Source organism: Micromonospora endophytica (genome assembly GCF_003236305.1).
Classification (GTDB): domain Bacteria; phylum Actinomycetota; class Actinomycetes; order Mycobacteriales; family Micromonosporaceae; genus Micromonospora; species Micromonospora endophytica.
Genome location: NZ_POTX01000114.1, coordinates 1 through 18,569 on the forward strand (window position 1 = coordinate 1; position 18,569 = coordinate 18,569).

12 protein-coding genes and 3 pseudogenes are annotated in these 18,569 nt (G+C 71.9%); 10 read left to right on the forward strand and 5 right to left on the reverse strand.

The genetic code is table 11. The features are described 5' to 3' along the window. On the reverse strand, positions 1 to 1,501 hold a 1,501-nt coding region (locus tag C1I93_RS17300; protein ID WP_258378303.1), incomplete at its 3' end, for an NAD-dependent malic enzyme. A gap of 175 nt (positions 1,502 to 1,676) precedes the next feature. Here C1I93_RS17300 and hflX point away from each other — a divergent pair. Beyond that, the gene (gene hflX, locus C1I93_RS17305) at positions 1,677 to 3,128 is read left to right on the forward strand and encodes a GTPase HflX (protein WP_111244326.1); all 1,452 of its coding nucleotides are present in this window, start codon (positions 1,677 to 1,679) and stop codon (positions 3,126 to 3,128) included. A gap of 51 nt (positions 3,129 to 3,179) precedes the next feature. After that, complete coding sequence (locus C1I93_RS17310) at positions 3,180 to 5,012, forward strand: hypothetical protein (protein ID WP_111244327.1); 1,833 nt, start codon at positions 3,180 to 3,182, stop codon at positions 5,010 to 5,012. A gap of 31 nt (positions 5,013 to 5,043) precedes the next feature. On the opposite strand, the gene lexA is transcribed toward C1I93_RS17310, so the two are convergent. Further along, positions 5,044 to 5,826, reverse strand: coding sequence for a transcriptional repressor LexA (lexA, locus tag C1I93_RS17315; RefSeq protein WP_111244328.1), 783 nt, complete (start codon positions 5,824 to 5,826; stop codon positions 5,044 to 5,046). A gap of 573 nt (positions 5,827 to 6,399) precedes the next feature. Here lexA and nrdR point away from each other — a divergent pair. From nrdR to C1I93_RS32955, 4 genes and pseudogenes are all read left to right on the forward strand, one after another. Continuing rightward, positions 6,400 to 6,900, forward strand: coding sequence for a transcriptional regulator NrdR (gene nrdR, locus C1I93_RS17320; RefSeq protein ID WP_111244329.1), 501 nt, complete (start codon positions 6,400 to 6,402; stop codon positions 6,898 to 6,900). A gap of 65 nt (positions 6,901 to 6,965) precedes the next feature. Then, a pseudogene (locus C1I93_RS32945) lies at positions 6,966 to 8,615 on the forward strand (vitamin B12-dependent ribonucleotide reductase); the annotation flags it as partial. Between the two features lie 429 nt (positions 8,616 to 9,044). Then, positions 9,045 to 9,893: pseudogene (locus tag C1I93_RS32950) on the forward strand (LAGLIDADG family homing endonuclease); the annotation flags it as partial. Positions 9,894 to 9,896: 3 nt separating this feature from the next. Then, positions 9,897 to 11,132: pseudogene (locus C1I93_RS32955) on the forward strand (ribonucleotide reductase barrel domain-containing protein); the annotation flags it as partial. 60 nt (positions 11,133 to 11,192) lie between these two features. Here the strand turns inward: C1I93_RS32955 and C1I93_RS17330 are convergent. Beyond that, positions 11,193 to 12,374 (reverse strand): RNA polymerase sigma factor, encoded by a 1,182-nt coding sequence (locus tag C1I93_RS17330; protein WP_212808727.1) that lies wholly within the window; start codon positions 12,372 to 12,374, stop codon positions 11,193 to 11,195. Positions 12,375 to 12,433: 59 nt separating this feature from the next. After that, a complete protein-coding gene (locus C1I93_RS17335) occupies positions 12,434 to 12,775 on the reverse strand; it encodes a YciI family protein (RefSeq protein ID WP_111244331.1) in 342 nt (113 codons plus the stop codon). A 99-nt stretch (positions 12,776 to 12,874) separates the two neighbouring features. Between C1I93_RS17335 and C1I93_RS17340 the strand changes: the two genes are divergently transcribed. Then, positions 12,875 to 13,114 (forward strand): DUF5522 domain-containing protein, encoded by a 240-nt coding sequence (locus tag C1I93_RS17340; protein WP_111244332.1) that lies wholly within the window; start codon positions 12,875 to 12,877, stop codon positions 13,112 to 13,114. Positions 13,115 to 13,124: 10 nt separating this feature from the next. Here the strand turns inward: C1I93_RS17340 and C1I93_RS17345 are convergent, their stop codons facing one another. Further along, complete coding sequence (locus C1I93_RS17345; RefSeq protein WP_111244337.1) at positions 13,125 to 13,814, reverse strand: iron-dependent transcriptional repressor DtxR; 690 nt, start codon at positions 13,812 to 13,814, stop codon at positions 13,125 to 13,127. 96 nt (positions 13,815 to 13,910) lie between these two features. On the opposite strand from C1I93_RS17345, the gene C1I93_RS17350 reads away from it, so the two are divergent. The 3 genes from C1I93_RS17350 to C1I93_RS17360 all read left to right on the forward strand — a co-directional run. Continuing rightward, positions 13,911 to 14,750 carry a sulfurtransferase gene (locus tag C1I93_RS17350; protein ID WP_111244333.1) on the forward strand — a complete coding sequence of 280 codons (840 nt, stop codon included), beginning with the start codon at positions 13,911 to 13,913 and terminating at the stop codon, positions 14,748 to 14,750. 86 nt (positions 14,751 to 14,836) lie between these two features. After that, complete coding sequence (locus C1I93_RS17355; protein ID WP_111244334.1) at positions 14,837 to 16,018, forward strand: acetoin utilization protein AcuC; 1,182 nt, start codon at positions 14,837 to 14,839, stop codon at positions 16,016 to 16,018. Between the two features lie 25 nt (positions 16,019 to 16,043). Beyond that, positions 16,044 to 18,569: bifunctional acetate--CoA ligase family protein/GNAT family N-acetyltransferase (locus C1I93_RS17360; protein WP_111244335.1), on the forward strand; the 2,526-nt coding region annotated here is incomplete at its 3' end.

Below are 18,569 nucleotides of genomic sequence, written 5' to 3' on the forward strand. Positions count from 1 at the left end.
TGGCGACGAGGAGGGCGGGGCCGGAGAGCCAGCACGAGTCGTCGGTGACGGTGACGGTGAGACGGCCGCCGGGGACGTCGACGGCCACCGTTCCGGTGTCCCGGGCGACATCGTGCAGGGCGGCGGCACGGACGGCGGCGGCGACCGCCGGGGCGACCCGGGAGTCGAAGACGCTCGGCACGATGACCGTGGCGTTGATCTTCTCTTCGCCCACCACGTCGGCGATGGCCTGCGCGGCGGCGATCGCCATCTCCTCGGTGAACTCTTCGGCGTGCGCGTCGAGCATGCCCCGGAAGACACCCGGGAAGGCGAGCACGTTGTTGATCTGGTTCGGCTGGTCGGAGCGGCCGGTGGCGACCACTGCGGCGTGCTTGCGCGCCTCCCGCGGGTCGACCTCCGGGTCCGGGTTGGCCAACGCGAAGACGATCGCGTCCTTGGCCATCGTGGCGATGTCGTCACCGGTGAGCAGGTTCGGCGCGCTCACCCCGATGAAGACGTCCGCACCGTTCAACGCGCCGGCCAGGTTCCCCGAGTAGCCGTCCCGGTTGGTGTTCTCGGCCAGCCACTGCCAGGCCGGGTTGAGATCGGCCTGGCCGCGGTGCAGGGCGCCCTGCCGGTCGTACGCGATGATGTCGCCGACGCCCTGGCGCAGCAGCAGCTTCATGATCGCGGTGCCCGCCGCGCCGGCTCCGGAGACCACCACCCGCACGTCGGCGAGCTGCTTGCCCACCACGCGCAACGCGTTGGTCAGCGCGGCGAGTACGCAGATCGCGGTGCCGTGCTGGTCGTCGTGGAAGACCGGGATGTCCAGCGCCTCGCGCAGCCGGGCCTCGATCTCGAAGCAGCGCGGCGCGGCGATGTCCTCCAGGTTGATCCCGCCGTACGCGGGCGCGATCGCCTTGACGATGGCGACGATCTCGTCGGTGTCCTGGGTGTCCAGCACCACCGGCCAGGCGTCCACCCCGCCGAAGCGCTTGAAGAGCGCCGCCTTGCCCTCCATCACCGGCAGCGAGGCGGCCGGCCCGAGGTTGCCCAGGCCGAGCACGGCCGAGCCGTCGCTGACCACGGCGACGGTGTTGCGCTTGATGGTCAACCGGCGGGCGTCCGCCGGATTGTCCGCGATCGCCTGGCAGACCCGGGCCACGCCCGGGGTGTACGCCCGCGACAGCTCGTCCCGGTTGCGCAGCGCCACCTTCGGGCTGACCTCGATCTTGCCGCCGAGGTGCAGCAGGAAGGTGCGGTCGGAGACCTTGCGGACGTCCACCCCGTCCAGCGCCCGCAGCGCGTCGACGACCTGGTCGGCGTGGCCGGCGTCGGCGGTGTCGCAGGTCAGGTCGACGATCACGTGGGTCGGATCGGAGTCGACCACGTCCAGCGCGGTGACGATGGCCCCGGCCTCGCCGACCGACGTGGTGAGTCGCCCGATCGAAGACGCGTCGGCGGGCACGGCGATGCGGATCGTGATCGAGAATCCGGCACTGGGCAGTCGGGTCGTGGCCACGCAGGTCCCTCCGTCGGCGCTGAACGGCTCGTCCGCATTTCTACTCGCCCGGCCGGAGCGGCCGACATCCGCCCCCGCTTTTGTCGGTTCACACGGTGGGCATATACCAGGTGCACCCGGCGTTGACACATGTCAGGATTGCTCAGTACATGCACAGAACGGACAGGAGAGACGCTTGCGCGACCAGGAGACCTACGTTTCGTTCCCCGACGACGAGCTCGAGACCACCACCACCGGCGATTACGAGCTCTCCGAGCGGCAGGCACTGCGACGGGTCCCCGGCCTCTCCACCGAGCTGACCGACGTCACCGAGGTTGAATACCGCCAACTCCGGCTGGAGCGGGTGGTCCTGGTCGGTGTCTGGACCGAGGGCACCCAGGCCGACGCGGAGAACTCCCTCACCGAACTGGCCGCGCTGGCGGAGACCGCCGGCTCGCAGGTGCTCGAAGGACTCATCCAGCGGCGCGACCGGCCCGACCCGGCGACCTACATCGGTCGCGGCAAGGTCGACGACCTCAGCTCCGTGGTCAGCGCCGCCGGCGCCGACACCGTGATCTGTGACGGTGAGCTGTCCCCGTCGCAGCTGCGCAACCTGGAGCAGCGCACCAAGGTCAAGGTGGTGGACCGCACCGCGTTGATCCTCGACATCTTCGCCCAGCACGCCAAGAGCAAGGAAGGCCGGGCCCAGGTCGAGCTGGCTCAGCTCGAATACCTGCTGCCCCGGCTGCGCGGTTGGGGCGAGACGCTGTCCCGGCAGACCGGTGGGTCGGGCCGTGGCGGTGGCGCCGGCGGTGGCGTCGGTGTGCGTGGCCCCGGTGAGACCAAGCTGGAGACCGACCGGCGGCGCATCCGCCACCGCATCTCCCGGCTACGCCGGGAGATCAAGGCCATGCGGACGGTACGCGAGACCAAGCGGGCCCGCCGCAGCCGCAACTCGGTGCCCGCGGTGGCCATCGCCGGCTACACCAACGCCGGCAAGTCGAGCCTGCTCAACCGGCTGACCGGCGCGGGTGTGCTGGTGGAGGATGCCCTGTTCGCCACCCTCGATCCGACCACCCGGCGCTCCACCACCGGCGACGGGCGGGTCTACACCCTCTCCGACACCGTCGGTTTCGTCCGGCACCTGCCGCACCAGATCGTCGAGGCGTTCCGCTCGACGCTGGAGGAGGTCGCCGAGGCGGACCTGGTCGTGCACGTGGTCGACGGCACCCACCCGGACCCGCAGGAACAGGTGCGGGCGGTGCGGGAAGTGCTCTCCGAGGTCGGTGCCGACCGGCTGCCGGAGCTGCTGGTGGTCAACAAGATCGACGCGGCCGACGAGGAGACCCTGCTCCAGCTCAAGCGGATCTGGCCCGACGCGGTCTTCGTCTCCGCGCACCGCGGGCGCGGCATCGACGGGCTACGCGAGGCGATCGAGCGGCGGTTGCCCCGCCCGGCCGTCGAGGTGCGCGTGGTCGTGCCGTACGACCGGGGCGATCTCGTGGCCCGGGTGCACCGTCAGGGCGAGGTGCTCAGCACCGCCCACCTGCCGGAGGGCACCATGCTGCACGTCCGGGTCCACGAGGCCCTCGCGGCCGAGCTGATCCCCTTCGTCGACGCGCCGGAGCCGGTTCCCAGCGCGTCGTGACCGCCGGTCGGCGTCACCCGGCGGAAACCGGCGGCATGCGACACTTCTTTCATGCACCGCACTGTTTCCTTGGTCACGGTTGCCCTCGGCCTGCTCGGGGGCACCGTGACATTGGCCGGCGCCGCGGTGGCGGCCCCGCCACCTGCGGCGGGAACGACCGGCGTGGTGGTGGCGCCACCGGCGAAGACCGGGGTTGCGCTGGCGGGACGGGGAGTGCCACTGACCGGTCCGGGTCTGCCGGCCGGGGTGGCGGCACCGCTGGCGGCGGCCCCCAAGAAGCAGTGTGCCGTCACGGACCCGCGACTGCGTGAGCTGTCCGGCCTGGTGGTGACCAAGAACGGCTACATCGTCATCAACGACAGCACCGATCAGGAGGACCGCAAGCAGGTCTTCTACCTGAACAAGGACTGCGCGGTCACCAACGCCGTTCCCTATTCCGGGGGCGGTCCGCTGGACACCGAGGATCTCGCCCTTTCGCCGGACGGCAAGACGCTGTGGATCGCCGACACCGGCGACAACGTCACCAGCCGGCAGCGCCGGGAGCGGGTGGCGGTCTGGAGCATGCCGGTCAACGGCAGCAAGCAGCCGACGCTGCACCGCATGTCGTATCCCGACGGCAAACCGCGCGACGCCGAGGCACTGCTGATCGGCGACGACAACCTGCCGCTGATCATCACGAAGGTCACCGCCGGCAAGGCGGAGATCTTCACCCCGGACGGTCGACTGAAGAGCGGCGACACCGAACCGGTGCCGATGAAGAAGCTCGGTGACATCGAGCTGCCGAAAACCGACACCGAGAACCCGCTCAGCACCTTCGGCCGCGTCGCCATCACCGGCGCCGCCCGGTCCCCGGACGGATCCCGGGTGGCGCTGCGCACGTACGCCGACGCCTTCGAGTACGACGTCGCCAACGGCGACATCGTGGCGGCGCTGACCACCACCACGCCGCGGGTGACGGCGCTTGACGACCCGTTCGGCGAGGCGATCGCATACTCGACCGACGGCAAGACCTTCCTGACCGTCTCCGACGCGGGGCACCTGGAGGACGACGACCCGGTCGACATCCTCAGCTACACCCCGTCCAGCGAGGGGCCGAAGAACCTGGCCGAGGATCCGGACGCGGCCAAGAAGTCCGCCGGCCAGTCGTTCATCGACGGGTTGACCCTCGACGACATCACGTACCTGATCGCCGCCGTGGGTGTGCTCGGCACGCTCCTGGTCGGCGCGGGCATCCTCGGCATCGTGCTGGCCCGCAAGCGGCCGGCACCGCCGAGCAAGGACCGCGACGGCGACGGCCCTGGGCCCAAGGGCAAGGACGACGGATCCGGCCCGGCTCCCGATCGCCCCCGGGGCGGCGGGGTGTACGGCGGCGCGCAGAGCGCGAACGTCTACGGCGGCTCGCCCAACGGCGAGCGGCCCGCGGCCCGCTCGGGTCCGGTCTACGGCGGGCGGGCCGGTTCCGGCGGTGCCAGCGCCCGCCCAGCTCAGGGCGGCGGCGTCTACGGCGGTGGTGGCCGTCCCGCCGAGGGTTCTCCCGGCGGCAGTGGCCGACCTGCCGAAGGCGTTCCCGGGTACGGTGGACGATCCGGCGACGGCCGGCCAGCCGGCGGTGGGGTCTACGGCGGAGGCCGTGCCAGCGGCGGGCGCGCCGAGCCGTCCCGCGGTAACCGTCAGGAACCGCCTCGGGGCGCCCGGGCGGAGCCGCCGCGCGGTGGCCGCCAGGAACCGCCTCGCGGGGGCCGGGCCGAGCCGCCCCGGCGCGGTGGTGGCGCCGTCGAGCCCGATCAGCGGGGCCGGCGCCCGGGTCGCTACCGCGAGGACGACGCCGAGCCGTACGGTCAGCAGCCACACGGCAACTACGGCTACCACGGCGACCGGTACTGACCCGGGGGTCGGTACCGGTCGCGCGGGACGGTCAGATGCGGCGCAGCACGGCGACGACCCGACCCATGATGGTGGCGTCGTCGCCGGGAATCGGATCGAAGGCCGGGTTCTGCGGCATCAGCCAGACATGGCCGTCCCGCCTGCGGTAGGTCTTCACGGTCGCCTCGCCGTCGAGCATGGCGGCGACGATCTCGCCGGAGTCCGCGGTCGGCTGCTGCCGGACCACCACCCAGTCGCCGTCGCAGATCGCCGCGTCGAGCATCGAGTCGCCCTTGACCTGGAGCATGAAGACCTCGCCCTCGCCGACCAGCTCCCGGGGCAGCGGAAAGACGTCCTCCATCGACTGCTCGGCGAGGATCGGCCCACCGGCGGCGATCCGACCGAGCATCGGCACGTACGCCGGGGTGGGTCGCTGGGCGCGGGTCAGCTCGTCGTCGACGTCGCTGGGCGAGCGGACGTCCACGGCCCGTGGACGGTTCGGGTCGCGCCGCAGGAAGCCCTTCTTCTCCAGCTCCTTGAGCTGGTAGGCGACGCTGGACGGCGAGACCAGCCCCACCGCCTCACCGATCTCGCGGACGCTCGGCGGGTAACCGTGCCGCTCCACCCAGGTGCGGATGAAGTCGAGGATGCGCCGCTGCCGGGCGGTCAGGTCGACCGTCGCCGGGTCGGGGAAGGTGCTGGTCACCGGCGTCACCGGACGCAGGGCGGGCTGCCCGGTCCGCGCGCGGGCGGCGCCACGACGGCGGGCGGCCGGCGGGCCCGCCTCGGTGCTCTGTTGCGGGCTCTGTGGCCGGGTGGCCCGGTCCTCGGTCACGTCCGTCCTCCCTGGTCGGCGCTGAGGTGCCTCGGCGGCTCGTGGTGCGTGCGGAGATGGTGCGGCCGGCGGTCGACCATGGTCACCTCCGGCTGTTCCTGACCGTATAGGTGAGATCGGTCATTTTCAAACATCTGTACGACCTGGCTCGGCGTGTCGGACCGGAAAGGCGCGACAGTCGTACGCCTGTTCTGGTAAATGGTACGTCTGGTCGAACGGGTGTTCGATCCCGTCCCGATCGTCGACCGAACCTGGCCGGGTGGACGGTAACCGTCGTCGCCGCCGCGCGTTGGGCCCTCGGGTCGCGTCGGGAGGGGGAGCGGGAGGCGGAGCGGGTGGCTGTCGGGTGACGCGCCGGACGCGCCGCCAACTTGACCACGGATCGCGGGCGGCCTACGGTCAACCCCTAGATGTAGTAGTAACAAAGGCGTAAGTCGCCTACAGGTTGGGTTCGACTACCGACCGCACTCCCGCATCGCAGGCCCGGCGGCCATCCTACGGGGATGGTTCCGCCGCGCTGACGCGTGCCCGGAGTCGGTCGGGGCGTCCCGTGTCGATCGAGGAGGTCGGGCGTTGCGGTGTCCGTACTGCCGGCATGCCGACTCCCGCGTCGTCGACTCGCGGGAGGCCGACGACGGTCAGCTGATCCGCCGGCGGCGCTCCTGCACGGAGTGTGGCAAACGGTTCACCACCGTCGAGGAGGCGGTGCTGGCGGTGGTCAAGCGCAGCGGGGTGACCGAACCGTTCAGTCGTACGAAGATCATCGGCGGGGTGCGCAAGGCGTGCCAGGGCCGGCCGGTCGACGAGGACTCGATCGCGCTGCTGGCGCAGCGGGTCGAGGAGACCGTCCGGGCCAAGGGGGCCGCCGAGATCCCCAGCCACGAGGTGGGGCTGGCCATCCTGGGTCCGCTACGGGACCTGGACGAGGTCGCCTACCTGCGGTTCGCCAGCGTCTACCGGTCGTTCGACTCGCTCGCCGACTTCGAGCGGGAGATCGAGACGTTGCGGGCCGCCGCGCGCGCCCGGCAGGGCGCGGGAGCCGAGACGGCCAGCGCCGCCGGCTCCGCGCAGTGAACTTTCTTCAGCAGTAGTGACAGTCGATCGCGCGGGGTGGCCGCGTGGACGAGGGGGCGGATGAGATGCCGGGGGACGGTGTGACGACAAGCAGGTCACGAAGCAAGGCGGGCGCGGGCCTCAAGGTCGAGCGGGTCTGGACCACCGAGGGGGTGCACCCGTACGACGAGGTCGCCTGGGAGCGACGCGACGTCGTGATGACCAACTGGCGGGACGGCTCGATCAACTTCGAGCAGCGCGGGGTGGAGTTCCCGCAGAGTTGGAGCGTCAACGCGGCCAACATCGTGACCACCAAGTACTTCCGGGGCGCGGTGGGGACCCCGGAGCGGGAGTGGTCGCTGCGGCAGCTGATCGACCGGGTGGTCACCACCTACCGCACCGCCGGTGAGGAGTACGGCTACTTCGCCTCCCCGGCCGACGCCGAGATCTTCGCCCACGAGCTCACCTGGATGCTGCTGCACCAGGTCTTCAGCTTCAACTCGCCGGTCTGGTTCAACGTCGGCACGCCCTCACCCGCGCAGGTCAGTGCGTGTTTCATCCTTTCTGTGGATGATTCGATGGATTCGATCCTCGACTGGTACAAGGAGGAGGGGCTGATCTTCAAGGGCGGCTCCGGCTCCGGGGTGAACCTCTCCCGGATCCGCTCCTCCCGGGAGCTGCTCTCCTCCGGCGGCACCGCCTCCGGCCCGGTCAGCTTCATGCGTGGCGCGGACGCCAGCGCCGGCACCATCAAGTCCGGTGGCGCCACCCGGCGTGCGGCCAAGATGGTCATTCTCGACGTCGACCACCCCGACATCGAGGAGTTCGTGGTCACCAAGGCGCGCGAGGAGGACAAGATCCGCGCGCTGCGTGACGCCGGGTTCGACATGGACCTGGGCGGCAGTGACATCGTCAGCGTGCAGTACCAGAACGCCAACAACTCGGTCCGGGTCTCCGACGAGTTCATGACGGCGGTGGAGAACGGCGGTGGCTTCGACCTGCTCGGCCGGCTCGACGGTCAGACCATCGAGACGATCGACGCGAAGAAGCTGTTCCGCACCATCTCCCAGGCGGCCTGGGAGTGCGCGGACCCGGGTCTGCAGTACGACGACACCATCAACGACTGGCACACCTGCCCGGAGACCGGCCGGATCACCGCGTCGAACCCGTGCTCGGAGTACCTGCACCTGGACAACTCGTCCTGCAACCTGGCCTCGCTGAACCTGATGAAGTTCCTCCGCGCCGACGGTGGCTTCGAGGTGGAGAAGTTCGTCAAGTCGGTCGAGTTCGTCATCACCGCGATGGACATCTCGATCTGCTTCGCCGATTTCCCGACCGAGAAGATCGGCGAGACCACCCGGGCCTACCGGCAGCTCGGCATCGGGTACGCCAACCTCGGTGCCCTGCTGATGGCCTCCGGCCTGCCGTACGACTCGGAGCAGGGGCGGTCCCTCGCAGCGGCGATCACGTCGCTGATGACCGGCACCGCGTACCGCCGTTCGGCCGAGTTGGCCGGCATCGTCGGCGCGTACGACGGCTACGCCCGCAACGCCGAGCCGCACAAGCGGGTGATGCGCAAGCACGCCGCTGCCAACGACCAGATCAAGGTGTCCGCCCCGGTCGCCACCGCCGTGCTCCGTGAGGCCACCAAGCAGTGGACCCAGGGCAACAAGATCGGCGACAAGTTCGGCTGGCGCAATTCCCAAGCCGCAGTGCTCGCGCCCACCGGCTGCCTGACCTCGGACACGATGGTCACCACCGACCGGGGCCTGATGCGGCTGGGTGAGATCGGCGACCGGTACGGCGACCGCTGGCAGGACCTGGACATGCAGGTTTCCACCGACGAGGGTGCCCGCCGGGCGACGAAGTTCTTCATCAACGGCGAGGAGCCGACCCGACGGGTGGTCACCGACGGTGGCTACGCGATCCAGGGCACCCTCGCTCACCGGATCAAGGTCGTCGACCCGCAGTCCGGGGAGTGGGTCTGGAAGCGGATGGCCGACGTGGCCCCGAGCGACCTGGTGCCGATCCAGCTCGGCACGCTCGTCGGCGAGCCGCGTCGGGTGCCGCTGCCCGTGCTCGACCAGGCGTACTACGCGGGCGACCGCCGGCTGTACGTGCCCGACCACATCGACGCGGATCTCGCCGAGCTGGTCGGCTACTTCATGGGTGACGGCAGCCTGCACGCCAAGGGCATCCGGTTCTGCGTCGCCGACGCCGACCTGGACGTCGTCGAGCGGCTCCGGGTGCTCGGCAAGGGCCTCTTCGGCCTGGAGCCGGTGGTCACCGCGCAGACCGGCTACCACGAGGTGACGCTCGCGTCGGTGCGGCTGGCCCGCTGGTGGCAGGCGGCCGGGTTCGCCAAGACGCTGCCGCACGTCGACCACGTCGGCAAGGGCTGGTCGCCCCGGGTGCCGTCGGCGATCCTGGAGACCAACGACGCCGCCGTCTACGCGGCGTTCCTGCGCGGTCTCTTCGAGGCTGACGGGACGGTCATCGAGGGTGTGCCATCGGTCTCGACCGCGACCGAATCCTTCGCCGCCGAGGTTCGTACGCTGCTGCTCACGCTCGGGATGGCCACCACCACCCGGCAGACGACGAGCGGCATGGGCTCGACCGTGTGGCAGGTCCGGCTGCGCAACATGGAGCACGCCCTGGCGTTCGACGAGGTGATCGGCTTCATCGGTGAGCGCAAGGCCCAGCTGCTTGTCGTCGAGCCGACGCAGACCGGCAACCGGGACCGCATCCACCTGCCCCGGGCGCTGTGGGACCTGCTCGTGCCGGCCGGGCACGAGCTGCGCGACACGCTCACCCAGTCGCTGCGCAGGACCGGGGGAGTGGCCCGGGGGGTGGCGATGCGGATCTTCGCCGAGACCGGTGACGACCGGCTCGCTCACGCGCTCGGCTACCTCTTCGAGACGGTGGCGGCGAACGAGGACGGCGGCATCCAGCCGACCTACGACCTGTCCGTGCCGGAGAACGTCACGTACGTCGCGGGTGGATTCGTCAGCCACAACACCATCGGCCTGATGATGGACTGCGACACCACGGGTGTCGAGCCGGACCTGGCGCTCGTCAAGTTCAAGAAGCTGGTCGGCGGCGGCTCGATGCAGATCGTCAACCAGACCGTGCCGCGCGCTCTGCGCAGCCTCGGCTACCCCGAGGAGCAGGTCGAGGCGATCGTCGAGCACATCGCCGATCAGGGGCACGTGGTGGACGCCCCCGGTCTCAAGCCGGAGCACTACCCGGTCTTCGACTGCGCCATGGGTGAGCGGTCCATCGCGCCGATGGGGCACGTCCGGATGATGGCGGCGGTCCAGCCGTTCATCTCCGGTGCCATCTCCAAGACGGTCAACATGCCGGAGCAGGCCACCGTCGAGGACGTCGAGAAGATCTACTTCGAGGGCTGGAAGCTCGGCCTCAAGGCGCTGGCGATCTACCGGGACAACTGCAAGGTCGGCCAGCCGCTGTCGGCGGCGAAGAAGAAGGCCGTCGAGCCCGAGGCCACTCCGGCGGCCGTCGCGCCGGTGGTGGAGAAGGTCGTCGAGTACCGCCCGGTGCGCAAGCGGCTGCCGAAGAAGCGGCCGTCGGAGACCATCTCCTTCTCGGTCGGTGGGGCCGAGGGTTACCTCACCGCCTCGTCGTACCCGGACGACGGTCTCGGCGAGGTTTTCCTCAAAATGTCCAAGCAGGGCTCGACCCTGGCCGGGGTGATGGACGCCTTCTCGGTGGCCATCTCCATCGGTCTCCAGTACGGCGTGCCGTTGGAGACGTACGTCAGCAAGTTCACTAACATGCGCTTCGAGCCGGCCGGGATGACCGACGACCCGGACGTGCGGATGGCCGCTTCGGTGATGGACTACATCTTCCGTCGCTTGGCGCTGGACTTCCTGCCCTATGAGCGCCGTGCCGAGCTGGGCATCTTCACCGCCAAGGAGCGGGCCGCCCAGTTGGCGGCCGAGGCTGAGGCGGAGGCGAACGGCACGGACCTCACCGCCATGGCCGCCTCGGCCCCCGTGGAGACCAAGCCGGAGGAGCCGAAGGTCGGCCCGGTCGCCCAGCCGGCCCAGGAACTGGCCGACGTCGCCGCCGCCAAGCCGGCACCGTCGGTCGGCTCCAGCACGGAGCTGCTGGAGGCCGTGATCGGCAAGGCCGCCGACGCACCGCTCTGCTTCACCTGCGGTACGAAGATGCGCCCGGCCGGTAGCTGCTACGTCTGCGAGGGCTGCGGCTCCACCAGCGGTTGCAGCTGATCGCACAGTTCCCCCAGCGACCCCCGGCCGGATCACCCGCCCGGGGGTCGCTGCCGTTGTCTACGGGGTGGAAAGGGTGGCGAGCCGGGTGGTGAGGTGGGTGCGTTCGGCGTCGTTGTCGACCAGGGCCAGGGCGGCGCGGTACGCCTCGGCGGCCTCGGCGGGGCGGTCGAGGCGGCGGAGCAGGTCGGCGCGGATCGCCGGGAGGTAGTGGTAGCCGGCCAGGCGGGGGTCCTGGGCCAGGGTGTCGACTTCGGTGAGCGCCGCCTCGGGGCCGTCCACCATCGACACCGCCACTGCGCGGTTGAGCGCGACGACCGGCGACGGCCAGCAGCCCAGCAGCGCGTCGTAGAGCCGGACGATCTGTGGCCAGTCGGTCGCGTCGTAGCTGGGTGCCAGGGCGTGCAGCGAGGCGATGGCGGCCTGGAGCGCGTACCTGCCGACGCGCCCGGTGCGGAACGCCTCGACCACCAGGCGGCGGCCCTCGTCGATGGTGGCCCGGTCCCAGGCGGAACGGTCCTGGTCTTCGAGCCGGAGCAGCCGTCCCTGGCTGTCGGTGCGGGTGGCCCGCCGGGCGTTGGTGAGCAGCAGCAGGGCGAGCAGCCCGCGTACCTCCGGTTCGTCGGGCATCAGGGCCAGCAGCATCCGGGCCAGGTGCAGCGCCCGGTCCACCAGGTCGGCGCGGACCAGGTCGGTGCCGGAGGGCGCGGTGTGACCGGTGGTGAGCAGCAGGTGTACGACGGTGAGCACGGCGTCCAGTCGCTCGGGCAACTCGGCGGACTCCGGCACCCGGTAGGGGATCCGGGCTGCGGCGATCTTCTTCTTGGCCCGGGTGACCCGCGCCGCCATGGTGGGCTCGGAGACCAGGAAGGCGCGGGCGATGTCGCCGGTGCTCACCCCGCAGACGAGGCGCAGGGTGAGCGCCACCTGGGCGTCCCGGGCGAGCGCCGGGTGACAGCAGGTGAAGATCAGACGGAGTCGGTCGTCGGGTACGGCGACCTCGTCCGGCATCTCGAACTCGGTCTCGTCCGGCTCCAGCAGCAGCGGCAGTTTCGCGCGGAGCACCTGCCGGCGGCGCAGTACGTCGAGGGCCTTGCGCCGGGCGGTCGCGGTGAGCCAGGCACCGGGCCGGTCCGGTACGCCGTCGCGGGCCCACGCGCCCAGCGCGGCGACGTACGCCTCCTGGACGCACTCCTCGGCGAGGTCGAAGTCACCGGCGACGCGTGCGGTGGCGGCGAGCACAAACGCCCACTCGCGCCGATGCGCGTCGGCGACGGCGTGCTCGACCTCGTCGCGGTCCGTCACTCGGCCGGTGGCACGAACAGCGGCCGGACTTCCACTCCACCGTGGATGGTGGCCGGGTTGAGCTTGGCGATCTTCAGGGCGACGTCCAGGTCGGGTGCCTCCAGCACGAAGAATCCGGCGACGACCTCCTTGGCCTCGATGAACGGGCCGTCGGTGACGAGGTCGCCGCGGACGGCGGTGGCCGTGATGCTCGGCTGCAACGCGAAGCCGGTGACGATCTGCCCGCCCAATTCCGCGACCTGTGCGGGGTACCGCTCCAGCAGGGCGATGTAGTCGGGGGTGAGGTCCATCGGGTCGGCCGGTGCCGGCGAGTAGATCAGGACTGCGTACTGGGCCATGGTGGGCTCCTCCTCGGATCGCTGTTCATCCTCTGCCCAACCGACGACCCGGGCCAGCGCGAATCGACACCGGCAGCGGAATTTTCTAGGCTGCCGCGGGTGAGCGCAGAGCGCAGGCCCCTGGCGGCGCGGCCCCTGACCGAGCCGCATCCGTCCCGGTTGCCGGCCGGGCATCCGGACCGGGCCCGGATCCTCGCCGCGCACGCCGCCGCCCTGGCCGCCGAGGAGGCCGGCTATCTCGATCCGGCCACCGGACTGTTCGTGCTCACCGCCGGCTTCCTCGCCCGTCGCGGCACCTGCTGCGGGCGAGGCTGTCGGCACTGCCCGTACGTGACCTGAGCGCCTCCAGTCAGGCGGCGGCGACGAAGACCCGGGAGGCGACCTCGCGGGGCAGCCGGACGCTCTCCCCGGAGCGGTCGATGGACACCCCGTCGCGTTCCTGCGCCACCGTCACCGTGGCGCCGGGGTCGACGCCGGCGGCGTGCAGCTGCCGCAGCACCTCCGCGTCGGTCTGCACGCTCTCGCAGATCCGCCGCACGATCACCGTGCCGGTCAGCCCGGGGAAGGCCAGGTTGCGCTCGCCGTCGGCGGACTCGGGCTCGGCCCGGCCGGGGGAGCCGAGCGCCTCCAGCCCCGGGATGGGGTTGCCGTACGGCGACCGGGTCGGCCGGTTGAGCAGGTCGTAGACCCGCTTCTCGACCGCGTCGCTCATCACGTGCTCCCAGCGGCAGGCCTCCTCGTGGGCCTCCTCGTAGGGCATCCCGATCACGTTGACCAGCAGCAGCTCGGCGAGCCGGTGTTTGCGCATCACCGACACGGCCGTGTCGCGGCCCAGCGGGGTGAGGCTGAGGTGCCTGTCACCCTCGACCGTGAGCAGGCCGTCGCGTTCCATCCGGGCGACGGTCTGGCTGACGGTGGGGCCGCTCTGGCGCAACCGTTCGGCGATCCGGGCGCGCAACGGCGGCACGCCCTCCTCCTCGAGTTCGAGGATCGTGCGAAGGTACATCTCGGTCGTATCGACCAGATCGTGAGACTTCATGGTGTCAGCGGCCCTCCGGTGATCGATGGTACCCTGCCGCACCTCGAACGACAGTCGTCGAACCACCCCGGTGTCGCATGGTGTTGACTGGGCGTCATGTCCGGTACCGAGGAGCTTCTGGTAGAGGCCGGGCGGCTCGCCGCCGAACTCGACGCGGCCGACCCGCCCACCCTGCTCGACGTGCGGTGGCGACTGGTCGGCCCGCCGGGCCGCGACGACTACGCGGCGGGCCACCTGCCGGGCGCGAGCTTCGTCGATCTGGACACCGCGTGGTGCGGCCCGCCCGGCCCCGAGGGCCGGCATCCGCTGCCCGCCCCGGCCGCGTTGCAGGGCGCGCTGCGGGCCGCCGGGGTTCGCGCCGGTCACCCGGTGGTGGTGTACGACGGCGGCGACGGCATGTCCGCCGCCCGCGCCTGGTGGACGTTGCGCTGGGCGGGGCATCCTCAGGTCCGGCTGCTGCACGGCGGCTACCCGGCCTGGCTCGCCGCCGGCCTGCCCGTCAGCACCGAGGTGCCGACCCCGGCCGAGGGGGACGTCACGGTCCGGCCGGGTGCCCTGCCGGTGCTCGACGCCACCGCCGCCGCCCGGCTGGCGACCGGCGACGGGGTGCTGCTCGACGTCCGCGCCGCACCCCGGTACCGGGGCGAACACGAACCCGTCGATCCGGTCGCCGGCCACGTGCCCGGGGCGGTGAACCTGCCGGCGTCCGGGTACGTCACCGACGGCCGCTTTCCCGCCGCCGAGGTGCTGCGCGACCGGTTCGCCGCCGCCGGGGTGGTCGACGGCGCACCGGTCGGGGCGTACTGCGGCTCCGGGGTGACCGCCGCGCAGGCCGTGCTGGCGCTGCACCTCGCGGGTCGCGCGGACGCCGCGCTCTATGTCGGCTCCTGGAGCAACTGGGTCGCCGACCCGCAGCGTCCGGTGGCCCGGTCGTGACCCGGGCACGGTGGGTCGGCGGGGCGCGGATCGACAGGCTGGGCGGCTGACGGGCCACCCGGCGGACGCCGTGCGACCATGGGCAGATGTCCGACGACACGGTGGTGGTGTGGGACGAGTCGCTGCTCGCCTACGATCTCGGTGATCACCCGCTCGATCCGGTGCGGGTGGAGCTGACCATCGCGCTCGCCCGGGAACTCGGCATCCTGCAACGACCCGGGGTACGCCTGATCCGGCCCACGCCGGCCGACGAGGCGCTGCTGACCCGGGTGCACGACCCGCGTTATCTGGACGCGGTGCGGATCGCGCCGCGTGATCCGCTCTTCGCCGGCTTCGGGCTGGGCACCTCCGACAATCCGGTCTTCGACGGGATGCACGAGTCCAGCGCGCTCGTCGCCGGTGCGACGGTGGCCGCCGCCGAGGCGGTGTGGCGGGGTGAGGCGCGCCGCGCGGTGAACGTGGCCGGCGGCCTGCACCACGCCATGCCGGCGCGGGCCGCCGGGTTCTGCGTCTACAACGACCCGGCGGTGGCCATCGCCCGACTGCTCGATCTGGGCGCGGAGCGGATCGCGTACGTCGACGTCGACGTGCACCACGGCGACGGGGTGCAGCAGATCTTCTGGGACGACCCCCGGGTGCTGACGATCAGCCTGCACGAGACCCCGCTCGCGTTGTTCCCGGGCACCGGCTTCCCGGACGAGACCGGTGGTCCGGGTGCCGCGGGCACCGCGGTGAACGTCGCGCTGCCGCCCGGGGTGGAGGACGCCGGCTGGCAGCGCGCCTTCCACGCGATCGTGCCGTCGGTGCTGCGCGCGTTCCGCCCGCAGGTGCTGTTCAGTCAGTGCGGCGCGGACGCCCACCGCAAGGATCCGCTCGCCGACCTGCATCTCTCGGTCGACGGTCAGCGGGCCACCTACCTGGCGTTGCGGGCGCTCGCCGACGAGTTGTGCGAGGGCCGTTGGGTGGCCACCGGCGGCGGCGGGTACGCGCTGGTGGAGGTGGTGCCCCGGGCCTGGACCCATCTGCTGGCGGTGGCCACCGGAGCGCCGCTGGAGCCGGCCACGCTGACCCCGCCGGCCTGGCGTGCGCTGGCCGCGGCCCGTCGTCCCGGTTTCGACGTGCCGGTACGGATGACCGACGACGTCGACCCCGGGCACGAACCGTGGCAGCCCACCGGTGAGCCCAATCCGGTGGACCGGGCGATCGCCGCGACCCGCAAGGCGGTCTTTCCGCTGCTTGGCCTCGATCCGCACGATCCCCGCGACTGAGCCGGCCAGGGGAGGGCCGTCCGAGGTGACCACAATCGAACAGGCCGTGGACGTGCTGCTCAGCGACGGCAGCACGGTCCAGTTGCGACAGATCCGTCCCTCGGACGCGGCAGCGATCGTGGCGATGCACTCCCGGTTCTCCGAGCGCACCCGCTATCTGCGCTACTTCTCGCCGTACCCGCGCATCCCCGAGCGCGACCTCCAGCGGTTCGTCAACGTCGACCATGCCGACCGGGAGGCGTTCGTGGTGTTGGCCGGCGACCGGATCGTCGCCGTCGGCAGGTACGAGCGGCTCGGCCCGGCCGCACCCGACGCCGAGGTGGCTTTCGTGGTGGAGGACGCCTACCAGGGACGGGGCATCGGGTCGGTGCTGCTGGAGCACCTCGCCGACGCCGCCACGCGGTTCGGGATCGTCAACTTCGTCGCCGAGGTGCTGCCGGCCAACGGCCCGATGCTGCGGGTCTTCGCCGACTTCGGGTACCAACTCCAACGGCAGTTCGCCGACGGTGTGGTGCACCTGACCTTCCCGATCGCCCCCACCGACGCCACCCTGGCGGTGCAGCGTGGACGGGAGCAACGCACCGAGGCACGCTCGATGGCCCGGCTGCTCGCTCCGCGTGGCGTCGCCGTCTACGGTGCCAGCGCCACCGGTCAGGGCGTGGGCGCGGCGGTGCTCGGGCACCTGCGCGACGGCGGGTTCACCGGTGCGGTGGTGCCGGTGCATCCGACCGCCTCCCGGGTTGCGGGGCTGCCCGCGTACCCGTCGGCGGCCGACGCGGGGCTGCCGGTCGACCTGGCGGTGGTGGCGGTGGCGCCGGAGTCGACGCCGGAGGTGGTAGCCGATGCTGCCGCGGCCGGGGTGCACGGCCTGGTGGTCATCTCCGCGGGTTTCGCGGAGGCGGGTACCGAGGGCGCGGCGGCACAGCGGGCGCTGGTGCGCGCGGCCCACGCGGCGGGCATGCGGGTGATCGGCCCGAACTGTCTGGGGGTGGCGAACACCGACCCGGCGGTACGCCTCAACGCGACCCTCGCCCCGCGGCTGCCGGCACCCGGCCGGGTCGGCATCTTCAGCCAGTCCGGTGCGTTCGGGGTGGCGCTGCTGGCCGAGGCCGACCGGCGTGGGCTCGGCCTGTCCAGCTTCGTCTCGGCCGGTAACCGGGCCGACGTCTCCGGCAACGACCTGTTGCAGTACTGGCAGGACGACCCGGCGACCGACGTGATCATGTTGTACCTGGAGACCTTCGGCAACCCGCGCAAGTTCGCCCGCCTGGCCCGGCGCATCGGCCGGGACAAGCCGGTGGTGGCGCTCGCTTCGCCGGCCCGCCCGCCCGGTGTCGGCACCTTCGTCGGCCCGGACGCCACAGCGGTGAGCGCGTTGTTCGCGCAGTCCGGGGTGATCCGGGTGGACACCGTCGCCGAGCTGCTCGATGTCGGCGTGCTGCTGGCCAACCAGCCGCTGCCGGCCGGCAACCGGGTGGGCGTCGTCGGCAACTCCTCGGCGTTGACCGGGCTGGCAGCGACCGCCTGCGCGGCTCAGGGGCTCACCGTGGCGACCGGCTACCCCCGCGACGTCGGGCCCCGGGCCAGTGCCGCCGAGTTCGCCGAGGCGTTGGCCGTGGCCACCGCCGACGACGGCGTCGATGCCCTGGTGGCGCTCTTCGCGCCGCCGCTGCCCGGCCAGTTCACCGGCACCGAGGCCGATCTCACAGGTGCCCTGCCCACCGCGTTGACCACCGCGAAACCGGCGGTGGCGACCTTCCTGGCCGGAAGGGCGCCGGCGGGTATCCCCGCCTATCCGAGTGTGGAGGAGGCGGTCCGGGCGCTCGGCCGGGTCACCGCGTACGCCGACTGGCTGCGCCGGCCGCCGGGGATCCTGCCCGAGCTGCCCGACGTGGACCGCGTGGCGACGCAGGCAGCGTTACGGACGGACGGGGCCGATGCGACGGCGCTGCTCGGTGCGTACGGCATCGACGTGGTGGCCTCGGCGTCGGTGGGCTCGGCCGAGGAGGCCGTCGAGGCGGCATCCCGGTTCGGGTATCCGGTGGCGCTCAAGGTAGCTGCCGCCGGGCTGCGGCACCGGCTCGACCTCGGCGCGGTCCGGCTCGACCTGCCCGACGCCGTCGCGGTACGCCGCACGTACGCGGAGCTGGCGGCGACGTTCGGCGCGGAGGTGCTGGTGCAGCCGATGGTTGCGCCCGGGGTGGCGTGCGTGGTGGAGCTGGTCGAGGATCCGGCGTTCGGTCCGGTGGTCGGTTTCGGTCTCGGTGGGGTGGCCACCGAACTGCTCGGTGACCGGGCCTGGCGGGCGGTGCCGTTGACCGACCGGGACGCCGCCGAGCTGGTGGACGCGCCCCGGGCGGCCCCGCTGTTGCGCGGTCATCGCGGTGCCGCCCCGGTCGACCGGCAGGCCCTGGCCGACCTACTGCTGCGGGTCGGTCAACTCGCCGACGAGCAGCCCCGGGTGCGTGCCCTGACGCTGAACCCGGTGCTGGCCCGCCCCGACGGCCTGTCGGTGCTGCACGCGACCGTCCTGACCGGCTCCGCCACCCCC

Bases quoted from the DNA above. Each gene is read 5' to 3' on its own strand.
- C1I93_RS17335 (WP_111244331.1), bottom strand. From the start codon at position 12,775: ATGGCCCAGTACGCAGTCCTGATCTACTCGCCGGCACCGGCCGACCCG.
- C1I93_RS17355 (WP_111244334.1), top strand. From the start codon at position 14,837: ATGTCCGACGACACGGTGGTGGTGTGGGACGAGTCGCTGCTCGCCTAC.
- C1I93_RS17345 (WP_111244337.1), bottom strand. From the start codon at position 13,814: ATGAAGTCTCACGATCTGGTCGATACGACCGAGATGTACCTTCGCACG.
- C1I93_RS17310 (WP_111244327.1), top strand. From the start codon at position 3,180: ATGCACCGCACTGTTTCCTTGGTCACGGTTGCCCTCGGCCTGCTCGGG.
- C1I93_RS17350 (WP_111244333.1), top strand. From the start codon at position 13,911: ATGTCCGGTACCGAGGAGCTTCTGGTAGAGGCCGGGCGGCTCGCCGCC.